Below are 18,786 nucleotides of genomic sequence, written 5' to 3' on the forward strand. Positions count from 1 at the left end.
CACCCCGGCGGAGTTCGAGTGCCAGAGCGGGTATCAAGCGCGCCGGCCGAATTCCGCTTCCTGCGCCGTCCAGTCGGGTACCCGCTCGCTCAGGGACAGCCCGAGCCCCGGACGGGTCGGCACCTGCATCCGCCCGTCACGGGTTTCCAGGCGTTCGTTGAACAGCGGCTCCAGCCATTCGAAGTGTTCCACCCAGGGCTCGGTGGGATAGGTGGCGGCCAGGTGCACGTGCAATTCCATGGCGAAGTGCGGCGCCAGCATCACACCGGCCTGCTCGGCCAGGGCAGCCACCTTGAGGAAGGGCGTGATGCCACCGACCCGTGGCGCGTCGGGCATCAGGAAGTCGGCGCCGCGCAGGCGGATGAATTCCTGGTGCTCGGCGATGCTGGTGAGCATCTCGCCGGTGGCGATGGGGGTGTCGAAGGCCGCGGCCAGGGCGGCGTGACCTTCGGCGTCGTAGCAGTCCAGCGGCTCCTCGATCCAGATCAGGTTGAATTCTTCGAAGCGCCGGCACATCCGCTGGGCGGTGGGTCGGTCCCATTGCTGATTGGCGTCGACCATCAGCGGGAAGCTGTCGCCCAGGTGGTGGCGCACGCGGGCGACGCGCTCCAGGTCCAGGGCGCAATCGGGCTGGCCGACCTTGAGCTTGATGCCGCCAATGCCTTTCTCGCGGGAGCGATCGGTATTCACCAACAACTGCTCCAGCGGCGTATGCAGGAAGCCGCCGGAGGTGTTGTAGCAGCGCACCGAGTCGCGCTGGGCACCCAGCAGGCGTGCCAGGGAGAGGTTGGCGCGACGGGCCTTGAGGTCCCAGAGGGCCACGTCGAAGGCACCGATGGCCTGGGTGGCGAGACCGCTGCGACCCACCGAGGCGCCGGCCCAGCAGAGCTTGGTCCAGAGTTTCTGGATGTCGCTGGGGTTCTCGTCGAGCAGCACCGGGGCGATTTCCCGGGCGTGGGCGAACTGGCCGGGGCCACCGGCGCGCTTGGAATAGCTGAAGCCCAGGCCGCGCTGGCCGTCGCGGGTTTCGATCTCGACGAAGAGGATGGCGATCTCGGTCATCGGCTTCTGCCGGCCGGTGAGCACCTTGGCGTCGCTGATGGGGGTGGCCAGCGGCAGGAACACGGAAGCCAGGCGGACCCAGGCGATGCGGTCCTGGTCGGCGCTGTAGGCGATATCGGTCATGGGGAAGTCTCCGGGGTGAGGGATCAGGGACGGGTTGCAGGCAGGGCGTCGGCGGTGGCGGCTGGCTCGTCGTTGAGTTCGCCGAGGTCCAGGCGCTTGAGCGGGCCGACGATGACCAGGTAGGAGAAGGCGCCGAGCAGGCCCATGGCGGCGACGTAGGTGAGGGCCACGTCGAAGGAGCCGAGCTGGTTGATCATCAGGCCAATCGCCAGTGGGGTGACGATGCTGGCGATGTTGCCGCAGAAGTTGAAGAGCGCGCCGCTCACGCCCATGGCGCGCTTGGGCGAGACGTCGCCGACGATGCACCAGCCGAGGTTGCCCACGCCCTTGGCGAAGAAGGCGATGGACATCACCAGGGTGACCAGGGCGATGGACTGGGTGTAGTTGGCCACCACGATGCTGCTGGAGAGCAACAGGCCGACGATGATCGGCGTCTTGCGCGCGGCGGTCAGGCTGTAGCCGCGGCGCAGCATGCCGTCCGACCAGAGTCCGCCGAGAACGCCGCCCAGGCAGCCGGCCACCGGCGGGATGGCGGCGATCAGACCGACCTTGAGCATGGTCAGCCCCTTAGCCTCGACCAGGTAGGTGGGAAACCAGGTGAGAAAGAACCAGGTGATGGTGGTCAGGCAGAATTGCCCCAGGTAGATGCCCAGCATCATGCGATTGCCGCTGATGGCCTTGAAGGTGCGCCAGCTGAAGGGCGCCCGGGTGTCGCCCAGGTCGGGCAGGCCGCCGCCAGCCTCGATATGGTCCAGCTCGCTCTGGCTGACGCGTCTGTCATGCCGGGGCTCCTGCACGGTGGCGAACCACAGCAGGCCGATGAGGATGCCGGCGCCGCCGGTCCAGAAGAACACGTGCTCCCAGCCGAACTGGTTGAGCAGGATCACCATCAGTGGCGTGAACACCGCCAGGGCGAAATACTGCGCCGACTGGAAGATGGCGGTGGCCAGGCCGCGCTCCTGGCACGGGAACCACATCACCGTGAGGCGGTTGTTGGCCGGAAAGGCCGGCGACTCGGCCACGCCCATGAGAAAGCGCAGCACGAACAGCGCCAGCAGGGCCGAGGAGAAGAGGCCGACGTAGCCCTGCAGGAAGGTCAGCGCCGACCAGAGGATCAGGCTGGCGCCCAGCACCAGTCGGGAGCCGAAGCGATCGAGCACGATGCCGCCGGGAATCTGCATGGCGGTGTAGGCCCAGCCGAAGGCCGAGAAGGCGAGCCCCATGGCCACGGCGTCGAAACCGAGGTCGTGACGCATGGCCGGTGCAGCGATGGAGAGGGTGGCGCGGTCGACGTAGTTGAATACCGTCACCAGAAAGATCATCGCCAGGACGAGATAGCGGACGCGAGTGCGCCGCGACGGCTCAGGGGAAGTGCGCATTGTTATTGTCCTTTTCAGCGGGCAAAGCCGGCGGCGAGGCCGGCACCTGCAGGAGGACGCTAAGCTGATTACGCAATCATTCAAGCGTCAGCGAGTGCTCTCGCGCATGACCAGTTCGAAGCCGGTATCCCGTTTTCGCGGGGCCTCCGCACCCGCCAGGCGGGCAAGCAACACCGCGGCGGCATGGGTGCCCATTTCGGCACCGCGGACATCGACGGTGCTCAGCGCTGGGAGCAGATGGGCGGCGCTGGCCAGGTTGCCAAAGCCCATCACGGCCAGCTCCGCCGGTACGCGCAGGCTGCGGGCATGGGCTTCGGCGAGTACCCCGTGGGCGAGGGTGTCGGAGCTGCAGACCACCACTTCGGGACGGGCGCCGATCTCGAGCAGGCGGGCCAAGCCCTGGCGACCCAGTGCCGGGGTGGCCGGCGGTGGTAGGCTGACATCGGCTGGCGCGGCCAGTCCCTGGCGGGCCAGTTCGGCACGAAAGGCATCGCGGCGCAGCCGCCCCCGGGGATCGTCCAGGGTCAGGCTGGCGAAGTGGCGATAGCCGCGCGTCAGTAGCTGTCGGGCGATGGCCTGGCCCACCGCCTCATGGGAAAAGCCCACCAGCATGTCCAGCGGTCGCTCGCCCTGGTCCCAGCACTCCACCAGCGGAATGCCGGCCTGGGACAGGCGCAGCCGGCTGGCGGCGGTGTGCAGGGTGCCCGTGAGCACCATGGCGTCGGGACGGCGGCGCAGCAGGGCGGCCACTAGCTGCTCTTCGCGTTCGGCGGAATAGTCAGTCAGGCCCAGCAGGGTCTGGTGGCCGGCCTTGGTCAGGGTCTGCATGAGCGCCTGCACGGTGTCGGCGAAGATGGAGTTGACGATGGTGGGTACCAGGATGGCGATCAGCCGGCTCTCTTGGGGCGCGCTGCCGGCGATGAGCATGGCCGGCTGGTAGCCGCTCTCGCGTACCGCGCGAAAGACCTTTTCGCGCAGTGCCGGACGGACGATCTCCGGCTGGTTGAGGGTACGCGAAACGGTGATCGGCGAGACCCCGGCCAGGCGAGCCACGTCCTTGAGGGTCGGCGGCTTGCCATCGGGACGGCCCCGCCAGAGCAGGGTGCTGCGATCGCTGGACAAGGGAGATCTCCACGACAGGCGAGGGAAAGCGGGATTCTGCCGAGTCATACGATGACTCTCAAGGCGGAAGAGCCACAAACGTACAAGCCAGGGCAGGGCGCGCTGGCTAGCCTGGGCCTCTCCCTAGAACTCCGGCAGGTGCCCCTTGGAAATCGTCCTCTATGCCCTGAGTGTCATGTACAGCCCCGGCCCGGTCAACGCCCTGGGCCTAAACGCCGGTCTGCAGGGCCAGGCCCGGCGCGCCCTGGGTTTCCATCTCGGCGTTGGCTGCGCCATGCTGCTGCTGTTTCTCGGCCTGGGTTATGGCGGTGCTGCCCTGGTGTCTGCCCGGATGCTGCCGTGGCTGGCCCTGGCCGGCGGCGCCTACAGCCTGTACCTGGGCTATCGTCTCGCCAGGGCGACGCCGACGGTCGCGACCGACGCCGAGGGGACACAGGATGCGCGGCTGAGCTTTCTGGGCGGACTGCTGATGCAGGGACTCAATCCCAAGGGTTGGCTGGCCGTGCTGCCCATCGCCACGGTGATGTTTCCGGCGGCCCAGGTGACCGGCGCCAAGATCGCCCTCTGCTCGCTGCCGCTGGCCATCGCCGCTGGCGGGGCGCCGGCCTGCTATGCGCTGCTGGGCAGCCTGCTGGGTCGCACCCTGCTGCGCGGACGGGGCCTGCGCTGGGTGAATCGGCTGCTGGGGTTGAGCCTGGTAGGCTGTGCCCTGTTGCTGTTCCACGATGCCTACCGCGACCTGCTCAGCTGATCGCCGCCCGGGAGGTTGGCCATGACTTCGACATCCGCCCTGCCTTCGCCCCGCGACTGGGTCCGGCATACCCCGCTGGATGACCGCCTGGAATCCATCGAGGCCTTTTTCAGCGGTCATGCCTTCGATCCCCATCGCCATGCGACCTATGCCATCGGGCGTACCCTGGCCGGGGTGCAGAGCTTTTCCTATCGCGGTGCCAAGGCCAGCAGCCTGCCGGGCGAGACCATGGTCTTTCACCCGGACGAGGTCCACGATGGCCGCGCCGGTGCCGCCTGCGGCTTTCGCTATCGGATGCTCTATGTACCGCCGGCCCTGGTGCAGGACATCCTCGGCGGACGGCCCTTGCCCTTCCACCGCGAGGGCGTTTCCCTGGATCCACGGCTGGCGCGGGCCACCGATGCGGTGTTCGCCACCCTTGACGAGCATGCCGATGCCCTGGGGCGCGACGATGCCCTCTATGGCCTGGTCGCCACTCTCGCCGAGGTCTGCCAGACCTGGCCCAGTCGCGGGCGGGTGGATTTCGCCGCCGCGCTGCGGGCGCGTGAATACCTGGAGGACCATTTCGACCAGGCCGTCTCCCTGGATGATCTGGCCCGCTGCGCTGGCCGAGATCGCTGGAGTCTGACGCGGGATTTCCGCGCCTACTTCGGCACCAGTCCCCATCGCTACCTGACCCTGCGGCGCCTCGATCGGGTACGGCTGCAGGTACGTCTGGGTCGAGGGCTGGCCGAGGCCGCCGTGGCGGCGGGCTTCTACGACCAGAGTCACATGACGAAACATTTCCGTCAGGCCTTCGGAATGGCTCCAGCCCGTTGGTTTCGTGAGCTGGCCAGACCGCCCGTCGCGTCTGCTACGGATAGTGCACCCGGCCATTAGCGCCGCAACGATCACGACGGTCTCGTTCAGCGGCATGCACTGTTCAATGGGCGCCGCCAGCGAAACGATCAGGGCCGAGGACAGTCAACCTGTGCGCACTTCATAAACAGGAGCCCTCTATGACCGGCCAGGGAGAATCTGCCGCTCGTCCCACCTTCAGTCCTCCGGTCTTCTGGACCTCGACGCTGCTGCTACTGGTGCTGGTGCTCTATGCCAGTCTGTTCCAGGCCAATGCCCAATGGCTGTTCGCCGCCATCCAGGGCTGGATCATCACCAACCTCAGCTGGTTCTACATCCTCGCCGTGGCCATCATCCTCGGCACCGTGGTGTTTCTCGGCATGAGTCGCTATGGCGACATCAAGCTCGGCCCGGACCACAGCGAACCGGACTACGCCAACACCACCTGGTTCGCCATGCTGTTTTCCGCCGGCATGGGTATCGGCCTGATGTTCTTCGGCGTCGCCGAGCCGGTGATGCACTTTCTCAATCCGCCCTATGCCGATGGCCAGACGGTGGACGCCGCCCGCCAGGCCATGCGCATCACCTTCTTTCACTGGGGCCTGCACGCCTGGTCGATCTACGCCATCGTCGCCCTGATCCTGGCCTACTTCAGCTACCGTCACGGCCTGCCGCTGACCCTGAGATCGGCGCTCTATCCCCTGATCGGCGAGCGCATCTACGGACCTATCGGCCACGCCGTGGACATCTTCGCTATCATCGGCACCGTGCTGGGCGTCGCCACCTCCCTGGGCTTTGGCGTGTCGCAGATCAACACCGGCCTGAACGTGCTGTTCGGCGTACCGGTGTCCACCCCGGTGCAGATCGGTCTGATCGTGATCACCACGGCGCTGGCCACCCTGTCGGTGGTCTCCGGCCTGGACAAGGGCGTACGGCGCCTGTCGGAACTCAACCTGGGCCTGGCGGTGCTGTTGATGCTCACCGTGATCATCCTCGGCCCCACGGTGCTGATCCTGCAGACCTTCGTCGAGAACACCGGCGGCTACCTCAGCGAGATCGTCAGCCGCACCCTCAACCTCAACGCCTATCGACCCACCGACTGGATCGGCGGCTGGACGCTGTTCTACTGGGGCTGGTGGCTGGCCTGGTCGCCCTTCGTCGGGCTGTTCATCGCGCGCATCTCCCGCGGGCGGACCATCCGCGAATTCGTCTCCGGCGTGCTGCTGGTACCGGCCGGTTTCACCCTGCTGTGGATGACGGTGTTCGGCAACACGGCGATCCACATGATCCTCACCGAAGGCATCACCGATCTGGCCGCCGCGGTATCCCAGGACAGCTCCCTGGCGCTGTTCGCCTTTCTCGAACACTTCCCCTTCGCCAGCGTGATTTCCATGGTGGCCATCGTCATGGTGGTGGTGTTCTTCGTCACCTCGGCCGATTCCGGCGCCATGGTGGTGGACATGCTGGCTTCCGGTGGCCAGGACCAGACCCCGGTCTGGCAGCGGGTGTTCTGGGGTGCCAGCATGGGCCTGGTGGCCATCGCGCTGCTGCTGGCCGATGGCCTGAAAGCCTTGCAGACCGCCACCATCGCCAGTGCGCTGCCATTCACCATCGCCCTGCTGTTCAGCATGCACGGCCTGCTAAAGGCTCTCAAGCTGGACGCCACCAAGCGTGGCCTGCGCCATCAGTCGCTGAGTCTCACTCCGCCCACCACCCGCACGCCGGGTGGCTGGCAGCGGCGCCTGCGCGGCCTGGCGATGTTTCCCCGGCGCAGCCACGTGGTGCGCTTCATCGGCGAGGTCGCCAAGCCGGCCTGCCTGGCGGTGGCCGAGGAATGGCGCAAGCAGGGCTACGTCTGCGGTGTGGAAGACCGTGACGATGGTGGGGTGCGGCTGTACATCGGTCCGGCCGAGCAGCCCGAGTTCGTCTATCAGGTAAGACCCCATGCCTATGCCATGCCCAGTTTCGTCATGGGCAGCGAGCCGGGGGAGGAGCGCAAGTACTTCCGCGCCCAGGTCTATCTGCGCGAAGGCGGTCAGGACCATGACGTCATGGGCTGGTCGCGCGAGGACGTCATCGGCGACATCCTCGACCAGTACGAACGCCACATGCACTTCCTGCATCTGGTGGGCTGAAACGCGAACCGGGCCTTGCGCCCGGTCCGCCGATACCCGAAGACCGCTGCCGACCCGGCAGCGGTCTTTTTCTATTTCACCCGGAAACGCCGGACCACGGCGATCAACTGCTCGTTGGACGACTGCACCGCCGCGGTGCTCTCGGCGGTGCGCTGACCGCTGGTGACCAGGTCGTCGACCATGTGGCGCACGGCGACCATGTTCTGGTTGATCTCGCCGGCCACCACGCTCTGCTCTTCGGCCGCCGCAGCGATCTGGGTCGACAGGTCGCTGATGCGCACCACCGAGCCGTTCATCTCGTCCAGGCCAGCAGTGACCTCGCGGGTCTTCTCGGCGGTGCTCTGGCAGCTGCTCTTGGTCACTTCCATGGCCGCCACGGCGGAGCTCACGCCCTGCTGCAGCCGGCCGAGCATCTCGTTGATCTCGGCGGTGCTCTGCTGGGTACGGCCGGCCAGGGCGCGCACCTCGTCGGCCACCACCGCGAAGCCCCGACCCTGCTCGCCGGCCCGGGCCGCCTCGATGGCGGCGTTGAGCGCCAGCAGATTGGTCTGGCCGGCGATCTCGCCGATCACCCCGAGGACATCGTTGATGCGCTGGGCATCGCTCTGCATGGCCTGCACCTTGAGGGTGGCGTCTTCCACCTGATCCACCAGGGCCAGGACGCTGGCCGAGGCCTGCTGGACCACCGCGCGGGAACGCTCGGCCTGGCCATTGGCGGCCTGGGTGAGGGTGGCGGTGTCGCTGGCGCTGCGTGCCACGGAATCGGAGGTGGCGCTCATCTCGGTGATGGCGGTCACCGCCTGGTCGGTCTCGCTGGCATGCCGGGCCAGGATGGCGCCGTTCTGCTGGGCCTGGCCATGAAGTTGCTTGAGGCCGGTGTCGATGCGGTCGGTGGCGTCGCCCACCTCGCCGATCAGCCGCTGCAGATAACCGATGAAGCCGTTGACCGCGCCCGCCACCGCATCCACTTCATCGTGGCCGTGCACTGGAATGCGTCGGGTCAGGTCGGCATCACCGGCGGACAGGGATTCGATGTTGCGTTGCAGCAGGCCCAGGCGCCCCATCAGCTTGCCGAGCGCCAGCACCATGATGCCCACCAGCAGCAGGACCAGCGGCAACTGGATCGCCGCCAGGGTCTTGAGGATGCCGGTGTTGGTCGCCGCGATAAGCGAGGTGGGCAGCGCCGTGGCCAGCAGCCAGGGCGTGCCGGCCAGCGGGCGCAGGAAGAAGGTGTGGGGCGTGCCGTGCTCGTCGACATAGGTGTCGCGCACCACCGCCTCACCCTTGAGCTTGCCGAGGTTCTGCTGGATGGCGGCGACGAAGGGCGAACGGGCGGCATAGGCCGAGACGTTGTTCAGAATCTGCGAATCGCCGAGTTCGCTGAGGTTGCTTAGGATCTTGCCATCGGCTTCGACGATCATCATGTCGGTGTCGTCGAGTTCCTTGCGCAGCTGCTCCACTAGCGGGTTGAAGAAGCCCAGGGTCAGGTCGACGGTCGAGACGCCAAAGGCCTTGCCGTCGCGCTGGATGGCCATGGCGCAGTTGGTGCGCGGCTCGGCGCTGGCGGCGTCCTTGTAGGCGGCGGCCCAGACGCACTGGCCGGCGGGGCCCTTGAGGCCGGCCTGGAACCAGGGCTGCTCCCAGTAGTTGAGCGACTCGGGCGAATTCCAGTGGGTGTTGACGATCAGCTTGCCGCTGGCATCGCGGTGATAGAAGGTGCTGAACTTGTCGCGGCCCTGTTCGCGCTGGTTGGGCAGCGGCCAGATGCCGCCGCCGAACACCTTGGCATCGCCATACTGGTCCACCAGGCCAGGCAGTACCCGGTCGATGGCGGCGCTGTCCAGCAGCGGTATCGTCTGGGTGATGGAGCGCTGCTGCGCCTGGATCTGATTGAGTTCGCGATAGATGCGGGTACCCACCTCGTTGACCCGGGTGAGCACGGCGGACTCGCCGGCGGCGACCAGGTCCGGGGTCACCCAGAGGCGGATGCCGATGATGGTGGCCGCGAGGGTCGCGCCGATGAAGCCGAGAAAGATCAGAGTGTAGCGGGTCCGAATGGTGGTCAAGGCCATGATGTCGCTCCTGCGGTTACAGCGTCGTTCACGCTGCGAAAGGCATCCTTGGCGGTGTTCTGGACGAGGATGTCAGAGCCTTATCGGCGTCTGATGTGTGACCTTTAGCCGCAGGAAGGGACGAGATATCAAATCGCTACCAGGGTCGCAACGTGACCCGCCAGCCGCTTTGCAGTCAGCGGATCTTCCTGCACGGATCAGGCCGGCAAGGCGCAGACTTCACCCTGCCAGTCGTCCGCTACCCGCCGAACGAGCACCAGGCAGGCGCCGTCTCCCGGCGCTGCGATCAGGCACTGGCCGTCGGCCTGCCAGAAGGCACTGCGGCCCACGCAGGCATAGCCACCGGTGGGTGCGCCATGATTGGCCATGAGCACCGGCATGCCCAGCCGCCGGGCATGGCCAGCCAAGAGGGCGCTGTCGCTGGAATAACCGGTCGGGCCGATCACCGCCGAGGCCAGATAGAGATCGGCGCCCCGGGCGCGGGCGGCATCGGCATGGGCCGGATGGTTGCTGTCGGCGCAGATGGCCAGGGCGGCTTGCAGGCCCTGCACCGCCAGCAACTCCCCGCCGTTGCCGGGCACGAAAGGCGGTGCCTCGCCCGGATGCAGGTATTGCTTGGTATGGACGCGACAGCTACCGTCCGCGCCCAGGATCAAGGCGCCTATCTGCAATCCTGCCGCACCCTGGACCGGCGCCCCGACCACGGCCGTGAGCCCGGCCTTGCTGCAGGCTTCGCGCAGCGGCAGCAGCTGCGTATCGTCGGGTTCCAGCGCCAAACCCGTCGCCAGCGCCGGTTCATAGCCGGTCAGAGATAACTCGGGAAACAGCAGGAGATCCGCCCCAGCCGCTGCGGCCGCGGCGACGAACGCCAGATGGGTGCGCAGATTGGCGGCGAGATCGCCGGCGACTGACGCGGATTGGGCAGCGGCGAGGGTCAGGCTGAGCGCATTCACCGGGACTCCGAAGGCGTGTGGAAATCATTATTCATGTCACTAATCAACGCTATAGCGGAGATCCGCTTCGGGGCCGGCTACGCGGTTGAGCTCGGCGCGGTGCTCGATGACCAGTCGGTGTAGATAGCGCTTCGTAGCTAGGGTCGAGCGTAGCCAAGCCCAACAGGCTAGATTCAAGGCGCTCGCCCTCACCCCAATCCTCTCCAGGGGGAGAGGGAGGAAAGCGGTGCTTACAACAGTGTGAAACTCCCCTCGCGCACCCGCTCCGAATCAAGGCCGACCATCACCTTGAATTCGCCCGGTTCCGAGACCAGCTTGAGGTCATTGTTGTAGAAGCGCAGGTCCGCCTCGGTGATGGGGAAGTCCAGCTCGCGGCTCTCGCCCGGTTGCAGCATCACCTTCTGGAAGCCCTTGAGCTCCTTGACCGGTCGCGCCAGGGAGGCGGTCACGTCGTGCAGATAGAGCTGCACCACGGTGGCGCCGGCGCGGTCGCCGGTGTTCTTGACCGTGACCCTAGCAGTCAGGGTGTCGCCCTGCTTCAGGGTGGCACTGGACAGCTGCGGCGCCGAGACGTCGAAGGTGGTGTAGCTCAGGCCGTAGCCGAAGGGGTAGAGCGGACCGTTGACGATGTCGAAGTAGCGCGAGGTGTACTTGTTCGGCTTGGCCGCGTCGAAGGGCCGGCCGCTGCTCAGGTGGTTGTAGTACAGCGGCACCTGGCCCACTTCGCGGGGAAAGGTCATGGTCAGCTTGCCGGACGGGTTCTGGTCGCCGAACAGCACATCGGCCACGGCGTTGCCGCCCTCGGTGCCGGGGAACCAGGCTTCCAGCAGGGCGTTGGCCTGCTCCTGTTCCCATTCCAGGGCCAGCGGGCGGCCGTTCATCAGCACCAGCACCAGCGGCTTGCCGGTGGCCTTGAGCGCCTTGATCAGCTCACGCTGGGTGTCGGGCACGCTGATGCGGGCGCGGCTGGAGGCCTCGTGGGCCATGCCCTGGGACTCACCGACCACGGCCACCACCACCTCGGCCTGGCGTGCCGCGGCCACGGCTTCGGCGATCATCTCGCCGGCGCTGCGCGGATCCACCGCGACCGCGGGTTCATAGGAGTTCAGATAGGCCAGCACATCGCGGTCGTCCAGCAGGTTGGCGCCCTTGGCATAGAGCACCTTGCCCTGACCGGCCACGGCGTTTTCCAGGCCGCGGCGGATGGAGACGGCCTGGGCGGCCACGCCGGCGGCGGACCAGTTGCCCATGACGTCGCGCGGACTGTCGGCCAGCGGACCGACCACCGCCAGGGTGGCGCCCTTGCGCAGCGGCAGCACGGCCTTTTCGTTCTTCAGCAGCACCAGGCTCTCGCGCGCCACCTGGCGCGCCTCGGCGCGGTGTAGGCGCGATTCGGCGTTGGTGTCGACCGGATCCTGACCCTGCAGGCGGCGATAGGGATCGTCGAACAGGCCCAGGCGGTACTTGGTCAGCAGCATGTCGCGCACGGCCTGGTCGATCTCGGCCTGGGTCACCTTGCCGGCCGCCAGCAGGGCGGGCAGCTGCTTGCCGTAGACGTCGTCGTGCATGTTCAGCTCGACGCCGGCCTTGAGCGCCTGCTCGGCGGCGTCGCGGGTGTCCTTGGCCACCCCGTGCAGGACCAATTCGTTGATGGCGCCGTGATCGCTGATCAACAGGCCCTGGTAATTCCAGTCCTTGCGCAGCAGGTCCTGCAGCAGCCAGCGATTGGCCGTGGCAGGAACGCCATTGATGCTGTTCAGGGCCACCATCACCGCGCCGGCACCGGCCTCGGCGGCGGCGCGATAGGGCGGCAGGTAGTCCTGCATGAGCCGCTGCGGACTCATGTCGACGTTGCTGTAGTCGCGCCCGGCTTCCACCGCGCCGTAGCCGCCGAAGTGCTTGATGCTGGCCATGAGGCTGTCGGGGGCGCGCAGGTCGTTGCCCTGGTAGGCGTGCACCAGGGTGGCGCCGATGCGTGAGGTCAGCCAGGTGTCTTCGCCGAAGGTTTCCGAGGCACGGCCCCAGCGCGGTTCGCGGGTGACGTCGACGGTGGGGGAAAAGGTCAGGTCGAGGCCGTCGGCGGCCGCCTCGATGGCGGAGATGCGTCCGCTGGTGGCGATGGCGTCGAGATTCCAGGTGCTGGCCAGGCCCAGGTTGATGGGGAAGATGGTGCGCATGCCATGGATGACGTCATAGGCGTAGAACAGCGGGATCTTCAGCCGGCTGTGCACGACCTGGTCCTGCATCTGGCGGATGTCGGGACGGGTCACGGTGTTGAACATGGCGCCCACCTTGCCGGCGCGGATGTCCGCCATGATGGCTTCCTTGGGATAGTCCGGCCCGACGCTCACCAGATTGAGCTGACCGATCTTTTCCTCCAGGGTCATCTTCGCCAGCAGGGCGTCGACGTAGGCGCGTGCCGGATCGGCGTCTTGCGCCGGGGCGAGGGTGGCGCCGATGGCCAGGCCCAGGCCGAGCATGAGTGCGGTGAGGCGTGGTGCGTTCGACATCTTCCCCGGATTCCCTGTGCGTACTTTCTCGTTGTTCTTGAGCACCCTTGTGCCGAGGGGATTGTACAGCCGGGAAGCGGGGATGCGGAGCCGTTGACGGCCGGCGGGGGAGCCGGTCGTCAGGGGCGGAGGGGAGGGCGGACGGGGCCTAAAAACGCGGTTTGCGGGTTTCCCAGTCCGGCTGGTACTTGCGCATCTGGCGCACGTCGTCGCGGCTGCGGATGTCGATGGCGAGAAACTGCTCGTGCAGCTTGGCCAACTGGTCCTGATCCAGCTCCACGCCCAGGCCGGGGGCGTCGGTGATCGCCACGCAGCCGTTGCGGATCGGCAGCTTGCCGCCCTGGATGACCTCTTCGTCCTCTTCCTGCCAGGGGTAGTGGGTGTCGCAGGCATAGGCGAGATTGGGAACGGCGGCGGCCACATGGGTCATGGCCATGAGGCTGATGCCCAGGTGCGAGTTGGAGTGCATGGAGACGCCCAGACCGAAGGTGTCGCACATCCGCGCGAGGATCTGGGTATCTCGCAGGCCGCCCCAGTAGTGGTGGTCGGCGAGCACGATCTGCACGCTGTTCTGGGCCACGCTGCGGCGGAATTCGTCGAAGTCGGTGACCACCATGTTGGTGGCCAAGGGAATGCCGGTGCGCCGATGCAGTTCGGCCATGCCGTCCAGACCCGGGGTCGGGTCCTCGTAGTACTGGAGGTCGCCCGCCAGGACCTCGGCGATGCGCAGGGAGGTTTCCAGCGACCAGTTGCCGTTGGGGTCGATGCGCAGCGGTGCCTCGGGAAAGGCCTGGCGCAGCGCCTTGATGCAGGCCGCTTCGTGATCCGGGCCAAGCAGGGTGCCGGCCTTGAGCTTGATGCTCTGGAAGCCGTTCTCCTCGATCATCCGCGCGGCCTGGGCCACCACCTGCTCGGGGCTGATGGCCTCGCCCCAGCGATCGGGCTTGTAGGTCGCGTCGATGTGCTCGGCGTACTTGAGGAACAGGTAGGCGCTGAAGGGGACTTCGCGGCGCACCGCGCCACCGAGCAGCTCCACCAGCGGAATGCCCAGGGAACGTGCCTGGAGATCGAGGAAGGCCACTTCGAAGGCGGAATAGGCATTGGCCACCTGCTTGCTCGGATGGGAGCCAGGCGCCAGCTCCGCACCGGCCACCACGCCGTCGGCGAGACTGGCGACGGTTTCCACCACCCGCGCGCGCAGGCCGTTGAGGTCCCAGGCGGAAAGGCCGACCAGGCTGCCTTCCATGGCCTTGAGCACTGCCAGCACCGGGGCGTCGCCGTAGCTTTCGCCGAGGCCGATGTGGCCGTTGTCGCCCTCCACCTCGATGATGGATCTCAGCGCATAGGGTTCATGGATGCCGCTGGCGTTGAGCAGCGGGGCATCGCGAAAGGCGATGGGGGTGACTTTGATGCGTTTGATCTTCACGCTCAGACTCCTGGACTTGTAATTATGAGGACTGTCTTTGTCAGTCATCGTATGACTACTGGTCGGGTTCTTCAACCTTGACGTCGCACGACTACCTGGGATGAACGACCGCGCATCGCTTGAGGGTTGCCCGCTCCGGTCGGGGCTGGATAAATAGCCAGCCGCTTGCCTATTGCCCGTGTCGTCATGAACGCTCCGCTCGAAGATCCCCTCTACTATCTGCACAACTTCCAGCGGGTACTGGACTGGGTCGCCCTGCGCTATCCCGATCTGCTCGACGACCACGAGCAGGGTTTCATCGCGGCCTTCGCCGACTTGCCACAGCCCTCGCGGGCATTGCTGGTGCGCCTGGTGATGCGCAAGGGCGAGGTGTTCCGCGCCAGCAAGCTGGTCTACGGCGAGATCGGCTGCCCGCGTGCCGCCGCCTTGCCGCTGGTGGAGCTTGGCTGGCTGCTTTCCGATCCCGAATTGCACCTGATCGAACTCTTCGCCCTGCTGCGCAAGGAAGAACTGCTCGGCTGTTTCGGCAGCCGCCTGCCCAAGGCCGGCCGCAAGGAAGACTGGCTGGCCCGCCTGGAAGCCGAACAGGCCACGCCCCTGGCCTTCAGCGGCTGGGCCGGCACCGTGCCCGAGCTGGTGGAGGAGGGCGTCTGGCGGCTGACGCTGATGGATCTCTGCGATCGCCTGCGTCTGCTGTTCTTTGGCAATCTGCACCAGGACTGGACCGACTTCGTGCTGGCCGACCTGGGCATCTTCCAGTACGAGACGGTGGCCTTCAGCGCCGAATCCCGCGCCTTCGGCCAGCGCCAAGAGGTGGACGCCTATCTGCACATCCAGCGCTGTCGCCAGGCCCTGCGCGACGGGCTACCGGCCGCCGAGCTGCTGCCGCTGCTGCCCGCCGAGCGCTTTGCCAACACCTGGCTGGAGTTGCGCCGCGGCAAGCTGCTCCACGAACTGGCGCAGCACCACGAACGCCTTGGCGAGCTGGCCCAGGCGCAGGCGCTCTATGCCGCCTCGGCGCATCCCGAGTCGCGTATCCGCGCCCTGCGCATGCTCGAACGCCTGGAGGACTGGCCCGCCGCCCAGGCTCTGGCGGAAGTCATCGTCGCCGCGCCGGCCCATGACGCCGAACGCCAGCAGGTGGCGCGCATCCTGCCGCGGCTGGTGCGCAAGCAGGGTGGCCCACCCAACAAGCGCCGCCCGGCCAGCCCGGTGGAGCGGCTCGACTTCGAGCTAGTCAACGACGGCCTGCGCCGGGTCGAGTGGCTGGTGCGCGAGCACCTGGGCCGCGACGAGGCGCCGGTGCACTATGTGGAAAACACCCTGCTCACCAGCCTGTTCGGCCTGCTGTGCTGGGACGCCATCTTCCTGGCCATCCCCGGCGCCTTCTTCCACCCCTATCAGCGCGAACCGGCCGACCTGCGCCTGCCGGGCTTTCGCGAACGCCGGGCCGAGGCCTTCGCCGCCTGCCTGGCGCGGCTGGACGACGGCTCCTACGCGGCGGTGATCCGCGAGCGTTTCGCCGCCAAGCGCGGTCTGGCCTCGCCCTTCGTCGCCTGGGGCATCCTCGGCAGCGACTTGCTCGACCAGGCCCTGGCCTGCCTGCCAGCGCGGCACCTGCGCCTGTGCTTCGAGCGACTGCTGGAAGATCCGGACAACAACCGTACCGGCTTGCCCGACCTGATACAGTTCTGGCCGGCGGAAGGCCGCTACCGGATGATCGAGGTCAAGGGCCCGGGCGACCGCCTGCAGGACAACCAGCGCCGCTGGCTGGACTTCTTCGCCGCCCATGACATCCCGGTCAGCGTCTGCCACGTGCAATGGCAGGTGGCCGCGACCTCCGCATGAGCTATCGCATCGCCGTTCGCGCCCTCTGCGAATTTACCGCCAAGGCCGGCGACCTGGACCTCAGGTTCACCCCGTCGCCCACCGCCCTGGAAGGTATCGAAGGCCACCAGCGGGTGGCGGCGCGGCGCGGTCCCGGCTATGAGCGCGAGGTCAGCCTGCAGGGCGACTTCGAGGACCTGCAGGTGCGTGGTCGCGCGGACGGTTTCGATGCCGCCGCCAATCGCCTGGAGGAGATCAAGACCCACAGGGGTAGCCTGGAACGCCAGCCGGGCAACCATCGCCACCTGCACTGGGCCCAGGCCAAGGTCTATGGCCATCTGCTCTGCCAGGCCCGCGAGCTGCCGGGGCTGACCCTGGCGCTGGTCTATTTCGACATCGGCAGTGGCGCGGAGACCGTCTTCACCGAAGCCTGGACGGCGGCCGATCTGGCCGAGCACTTCGCCTTGCAGTGCTCGCGCTTTCTCGCCTGGGCGCGCCAGGAGCTGACCCATCGTGCCAAGCGGGATGAGGCGTTGGCGACCCTGGCCTTTCCGCATGCCGACTTTCGCCATGGCCAGCGGCCGCTGGCGGAAGCCGTCTACAAGGCCGCCAGCGTCGGCTGTTGCCTGCTGGCCCAAGCGCCCACCGGCATCGGCAAGACGGTGGGCACCCTGTTCCCGCTGCTCAAGGCCATGCCGCGGCAGAACCTGGACCGGCTGTTCTTTCTCGCCGCCAAGACCCCCGGCCGCGCCCTGGCCCTGCATGGGCTGGAGTCCCTGGCCGCACCGGTGCGGGTGCTGGAACTGGTGGCGCGGGACAAGGCTTGCGAGCACCCGGAACTGGCCTGCCATGGCGAGTCCTGTCCGCTGGCACGAGGCTTCTACGACCGACTGCCGGCCGCCCGCGCCGACGCCCTGGCCGAACCCATGCAGTTGACCCGGGCGCGGGTGCGGGAGACCGCCCTGGCCCATGAGGTCTGCCCCTACTACCTGGCCCAGGAACTGGCGCGCTGGAGCGACGTGGTGGTGGGCGACTACAACTACTATTTCGACGGCAGCGCCATGCTCCATGCCCTGGCCCAGACCCAGGAGTGGCGAGTCGGCGTGCTGGTGGACGAAGCCCACAACCTGCTCGACCGCGCCCGCGGCATGTACAGCGCCAGCCTCGACCAGCGCCGCCTGGCCGCCGGCAAGAGCGTGGCACCACCGGCAATCGCCAAGGGCCTGCAGGCGCTCAATCGCGAATGGAACCGCCTGCACAAGGAGCAGCAGGTCGACTACCAGGTGCAGGCGGAATTGCCCGCCGCCTTCCTCACCGCCCTGCAACGGGTGGTGGGTCTGCTCACCGAGCATTTCGGCGAACCCGGCCAGCCCCCGGCGCCGGAGTTGCAGACGCTGTTCTTCGACCTGTTGCAATTCATGCGCCTGGGCGAGACCTTTGGCGATCACTCGCTGTTCGATGTCACCCTGCTCAAGGGCCGCGGCAAGGCCCAGTCGCAACTCAACCTGCGCAACCTGGTGCCGGCACCCTTCGTCGGTCCGCGGCTGGCGGCGGCCCACAGCTGCACCCTGTTCTCGGCCACCCTGATCCCCCAGCACTTCCACCGCGACCTGCTCGGGGTGCCGGTCGGCAGCGCCTGGGTGGACGTGGCCTCGCCCTTCGCCGCCGAGCAGCTGGAGGTGCGCCTGGTACGGCTTTCCACCCGCTACGCCGATCGCGCCGCCTCCCGCGCGCCCATCGCCGCCCTGATCGCCAGCCGTTATCGCCAGCGACCGGGCAACTACCTGGCCTTCTTCAGCAGCTTCGACTACCTCGACCAGGTCGCCGAGGCCCTCGCCGAACTGGCGCCCGACGTGCCCCAGTGGCGGCAGTCCCGCGGCATGGACGAAGCTGCCCGCCAAGCCTTTCTCGACCGCTTCCAGGCCGATGGCCGTGGTATCGGTTTCGCCGTGCTGGGTGGCAGTTTCGGCGAGGGCATCGACCTGCCCGGCGACCGCTTGATCGGCGCCTTCGTCGCCACCCTTGGCCTGCCCCAGCTCAATCCGGTCAACGAACAGCTGCGCCAGCGCCTGCAACGGCGCTTTGGCGATGGCTATCGCTACGCCTACCTCTATCCGGGCCTGCAAAAAGTCATCCAGGCCGCCGGCCGGGTGATCCGCACCGTGCAGGACCGCGGCTGCCTCTATCTCATCGACGATAGATTCACCCAACCCGAGGTCAGAGCGCTGCTGCCGAGTTGGTGGCAAGTGGAGGAGGGGGCGGTGCCCACGGGCGAACCTGCGCCCGCTTGAAGGCTACCGAGGTCATGGCCGCCCGCCGATGCAACTGATCCTATGGCACTCCGGTGTTTTGTTGATCGCGGGCATGGGCCGCTCCTACGATTACATCGAGCCTGTAGGAGCAACTGCCTTAGCCGTTATTGGGGTGCACCAGTTGTAGAGCCGTAGCGTGGAAAACGGCGCAGCCTTTTCCACTGGGGACTTCGTGGCGAGGGCGCCCTCACCCCAACTCTCTCCCGAGGGGAGAGGGAGCCATCCGCGCAGGCGGTCATCTCCATCATCGAGCCTGTAGGAGCGGCCCATGGCCGCG

At 67.3% G+C, this 18,786-nt stretch carries 12 protein-coding genes and 1 pseudogene; 5 read left to right on the top strand and 8 right to left on the bottom strand.

Annotated elements, in window-relative coordinates; genetic code table 11:
• Positions 1 to 33: 33 nt before the first annotated feature.
• The 3 genes from V6W80_RS05550 to V6W80_RS05560 form a co-directional block, all read right to left on the bottom strand.
• The gene (locus tag V6W80_RS05550) at positions 34 to 1,185 is read right to left on the bottom strand and encodes an L-talarate/galactarate dehydratase (protein ID WP_338546120.1); all 1,152 of its coding nucleotides are present in this window, start codon (positions 1,183 to 1,185) and stop codon (positions 34 to 36) included.
• Between the two features lie 23 nt (positions 1,186 to 1,208).
• Positions 1,209 to 2,564 (bottom strand): MFS transporter, encoded by a 1,356-nt coding sequence (locus V6W80_RS05555; RefSeq protein WP_338546122.1) that lies wholly within the window; start codon positions 2,562 to 2,564, stop codon positions 1,209 to 1,211.
• 87 nt (positions 2,565 to 2,651) lie between these two features.
• Entirely contained in the window at positions 2,652 to 3,686 is a 1,035-nt protein-coding gene (locus tag V6W80_RS05560) for a LacI family DNA-binding transcriptional regulator (protein ID WP_338546124.1), read from the bottom strand.
• Positions 3,687 to 3,831: 145 nt separating this feature from the next.
• Here V6W80_RS05560 and V6W80_RS05565 point away from each other — a divergent pair, with 145 nt between their 5' ends.
• The 3 genes from V6W80_RS05565 to V6W80_RS05575 all read left to right on the top strand — a co-directional run bounded on the left by V6W80_RS05565 (position 3,832) and on the right by V6W80_RS05575 (position 7,409).
• On the top strand, positions 3,832 to 4,437 hold the full coding sequence (locus V6W80_RS05565) for a LysE family translocator (RefSeq protein ID WP_338546126.1): 606 nt from the start codon (positions 3,832 to 3,834) through the stop codon (positions 4,435 to 4,437).
• A gap of 21 nt (positions 4,438 to 4,458) precedes the next feature.
• The gene (locus tag V6W80_RS05570) at positions 4,459 to 5,316 is read left to right on the top strand and encodes an AraC family transcriptional regulator (protein WP_231356664.1); all 858 of its coding nucleotides are present in this window, start codon (positions 4,459 to 4,461) and stop codon (positions 5,314 to 5,316) included.
• Positions 5,317 to 5,435: 119 nt separating this feature from the next.
• The gene (locus V6W80_RS05575; RefSeq protein ID WP_184291614.1) at positions 5,436 to 7,409 is read left to right on the top strand and encodes a BCCT family transporter; all 1,974 of its coding nucleotides are present in this window, start codon (positions 5,436 to 5,438) and stop codon (positions 7,407 to 7,409) included.
• 71 nt (positions 7,410 to 7,480) lie between these two features.
• On the opposite strand, the gene V6W80_RS23960 is transcribed toward V6W80_RS05575, so the two are convergent.
• The 5 genes and pseudogenes from V6W80_RS23960 to V6W80_RS05595 all read right to left on the bottom strand — a co-directional run bounded on the left by V6W80_RS23960 (position 7,481) and on the right by V6W80_RS05595 (position 14,370).
• On the bottom strand, positions 7,481 to 8,188 hold the full coding sequence (locus V6W80_RS23960) for a methyl-accepting chemotaxis protein (protein ID WP_430707801.1): 708 nt from the start codon (positions 8,186 to 8,188) through the stop codon (positions 7,481 to 7,483).
• A 201-nt stretch (positions 8,189 to 8,389) separates the two neighbouring features.
• A pseudogene (locus V6W80_RS23965) lies at positions 8,390 to 9,481 on the bottom strand (cache domain-containing protein); the annotation flags it as partial.
• A gap of 197 nt (positions 9,482 to 9,678) precedes the next feature.
• Positions 9,679 to 10,434, bottom strand: a complete 756-nt coding sequence (locus V6W80_RS05585; protein ID WP_338546129.1) for a carbon-nitrogen hydrolase family protein — start codon at positions 10,432 to 10,434, stop codon at positions 9,679 to 9,681.
• 230 nt (positions 10,435 to 10,664) lie between these two features.
• Complete coding sequence (gene bglX / locus V6W80_RS05590; protein ID WP_338546131.1) at positions 10,665 to 12,944, bottom strand: beta-glucosidase BglX; 2,280 nt, start codon at positions 12,942 to 12,944, stop codon at positions 10,665 to 10,667.
• A gap of 148 nt (positions 12,945 to 13,092) precedes the next feature.
• Positions 13,093 to 14,370, bottom strand: a complete 1,278-nt coding sequence (locus V6W80_RS05595) for a glucarate dehydratase family protein (protein WP_338546133.1) — start codon at positions 14,368 to 14,370, stop codon at positions 13,093 to 13,095.
• Between the two features lie 186 nt (positions 14,371 to 14,556).
• Here V6W80_RS05595 and V6W80_RS05600 point away from each other — a divergent pair, with 186 nt between their 5' ends.
• Positions 14,557 to 16,218, top strand: coding sequence for a VRR-NUC domain-containing protein (locus tag V6W80_RS05600; protein WP_338546135.1), 1,662 nt, complete (start codon positions 14,557 to 14,559; stop codon positions 16,216 to 16,218).
• Entirely contained in the window at positions 16,215 to 18,488 is a 2,274-nt protein-coding gene (locus V6W80_RS05605; RefSeq protein ID WP_338546136.1) for an ATP-dependent DNA helicase, read from the top strand. Before V6W80_RS05600 ends, V6W80_RS05605 begins: the two co-directional genes overlap by 4 nt.
• Positions 18,489 to 18,786: the final 298 nt, after the last annotated feature.

Source organism: Pseudomonas benzopyrenica, from assembly GCF_036884265.1.
Classification (GTDB): domain Bacteria; phylum Pseudomonadota; class Gammaproteobacteria; order Pseudomonadales; family Pseudomonadaceae; genus Chryseomonas; species Chryseomonas benzopyrenica.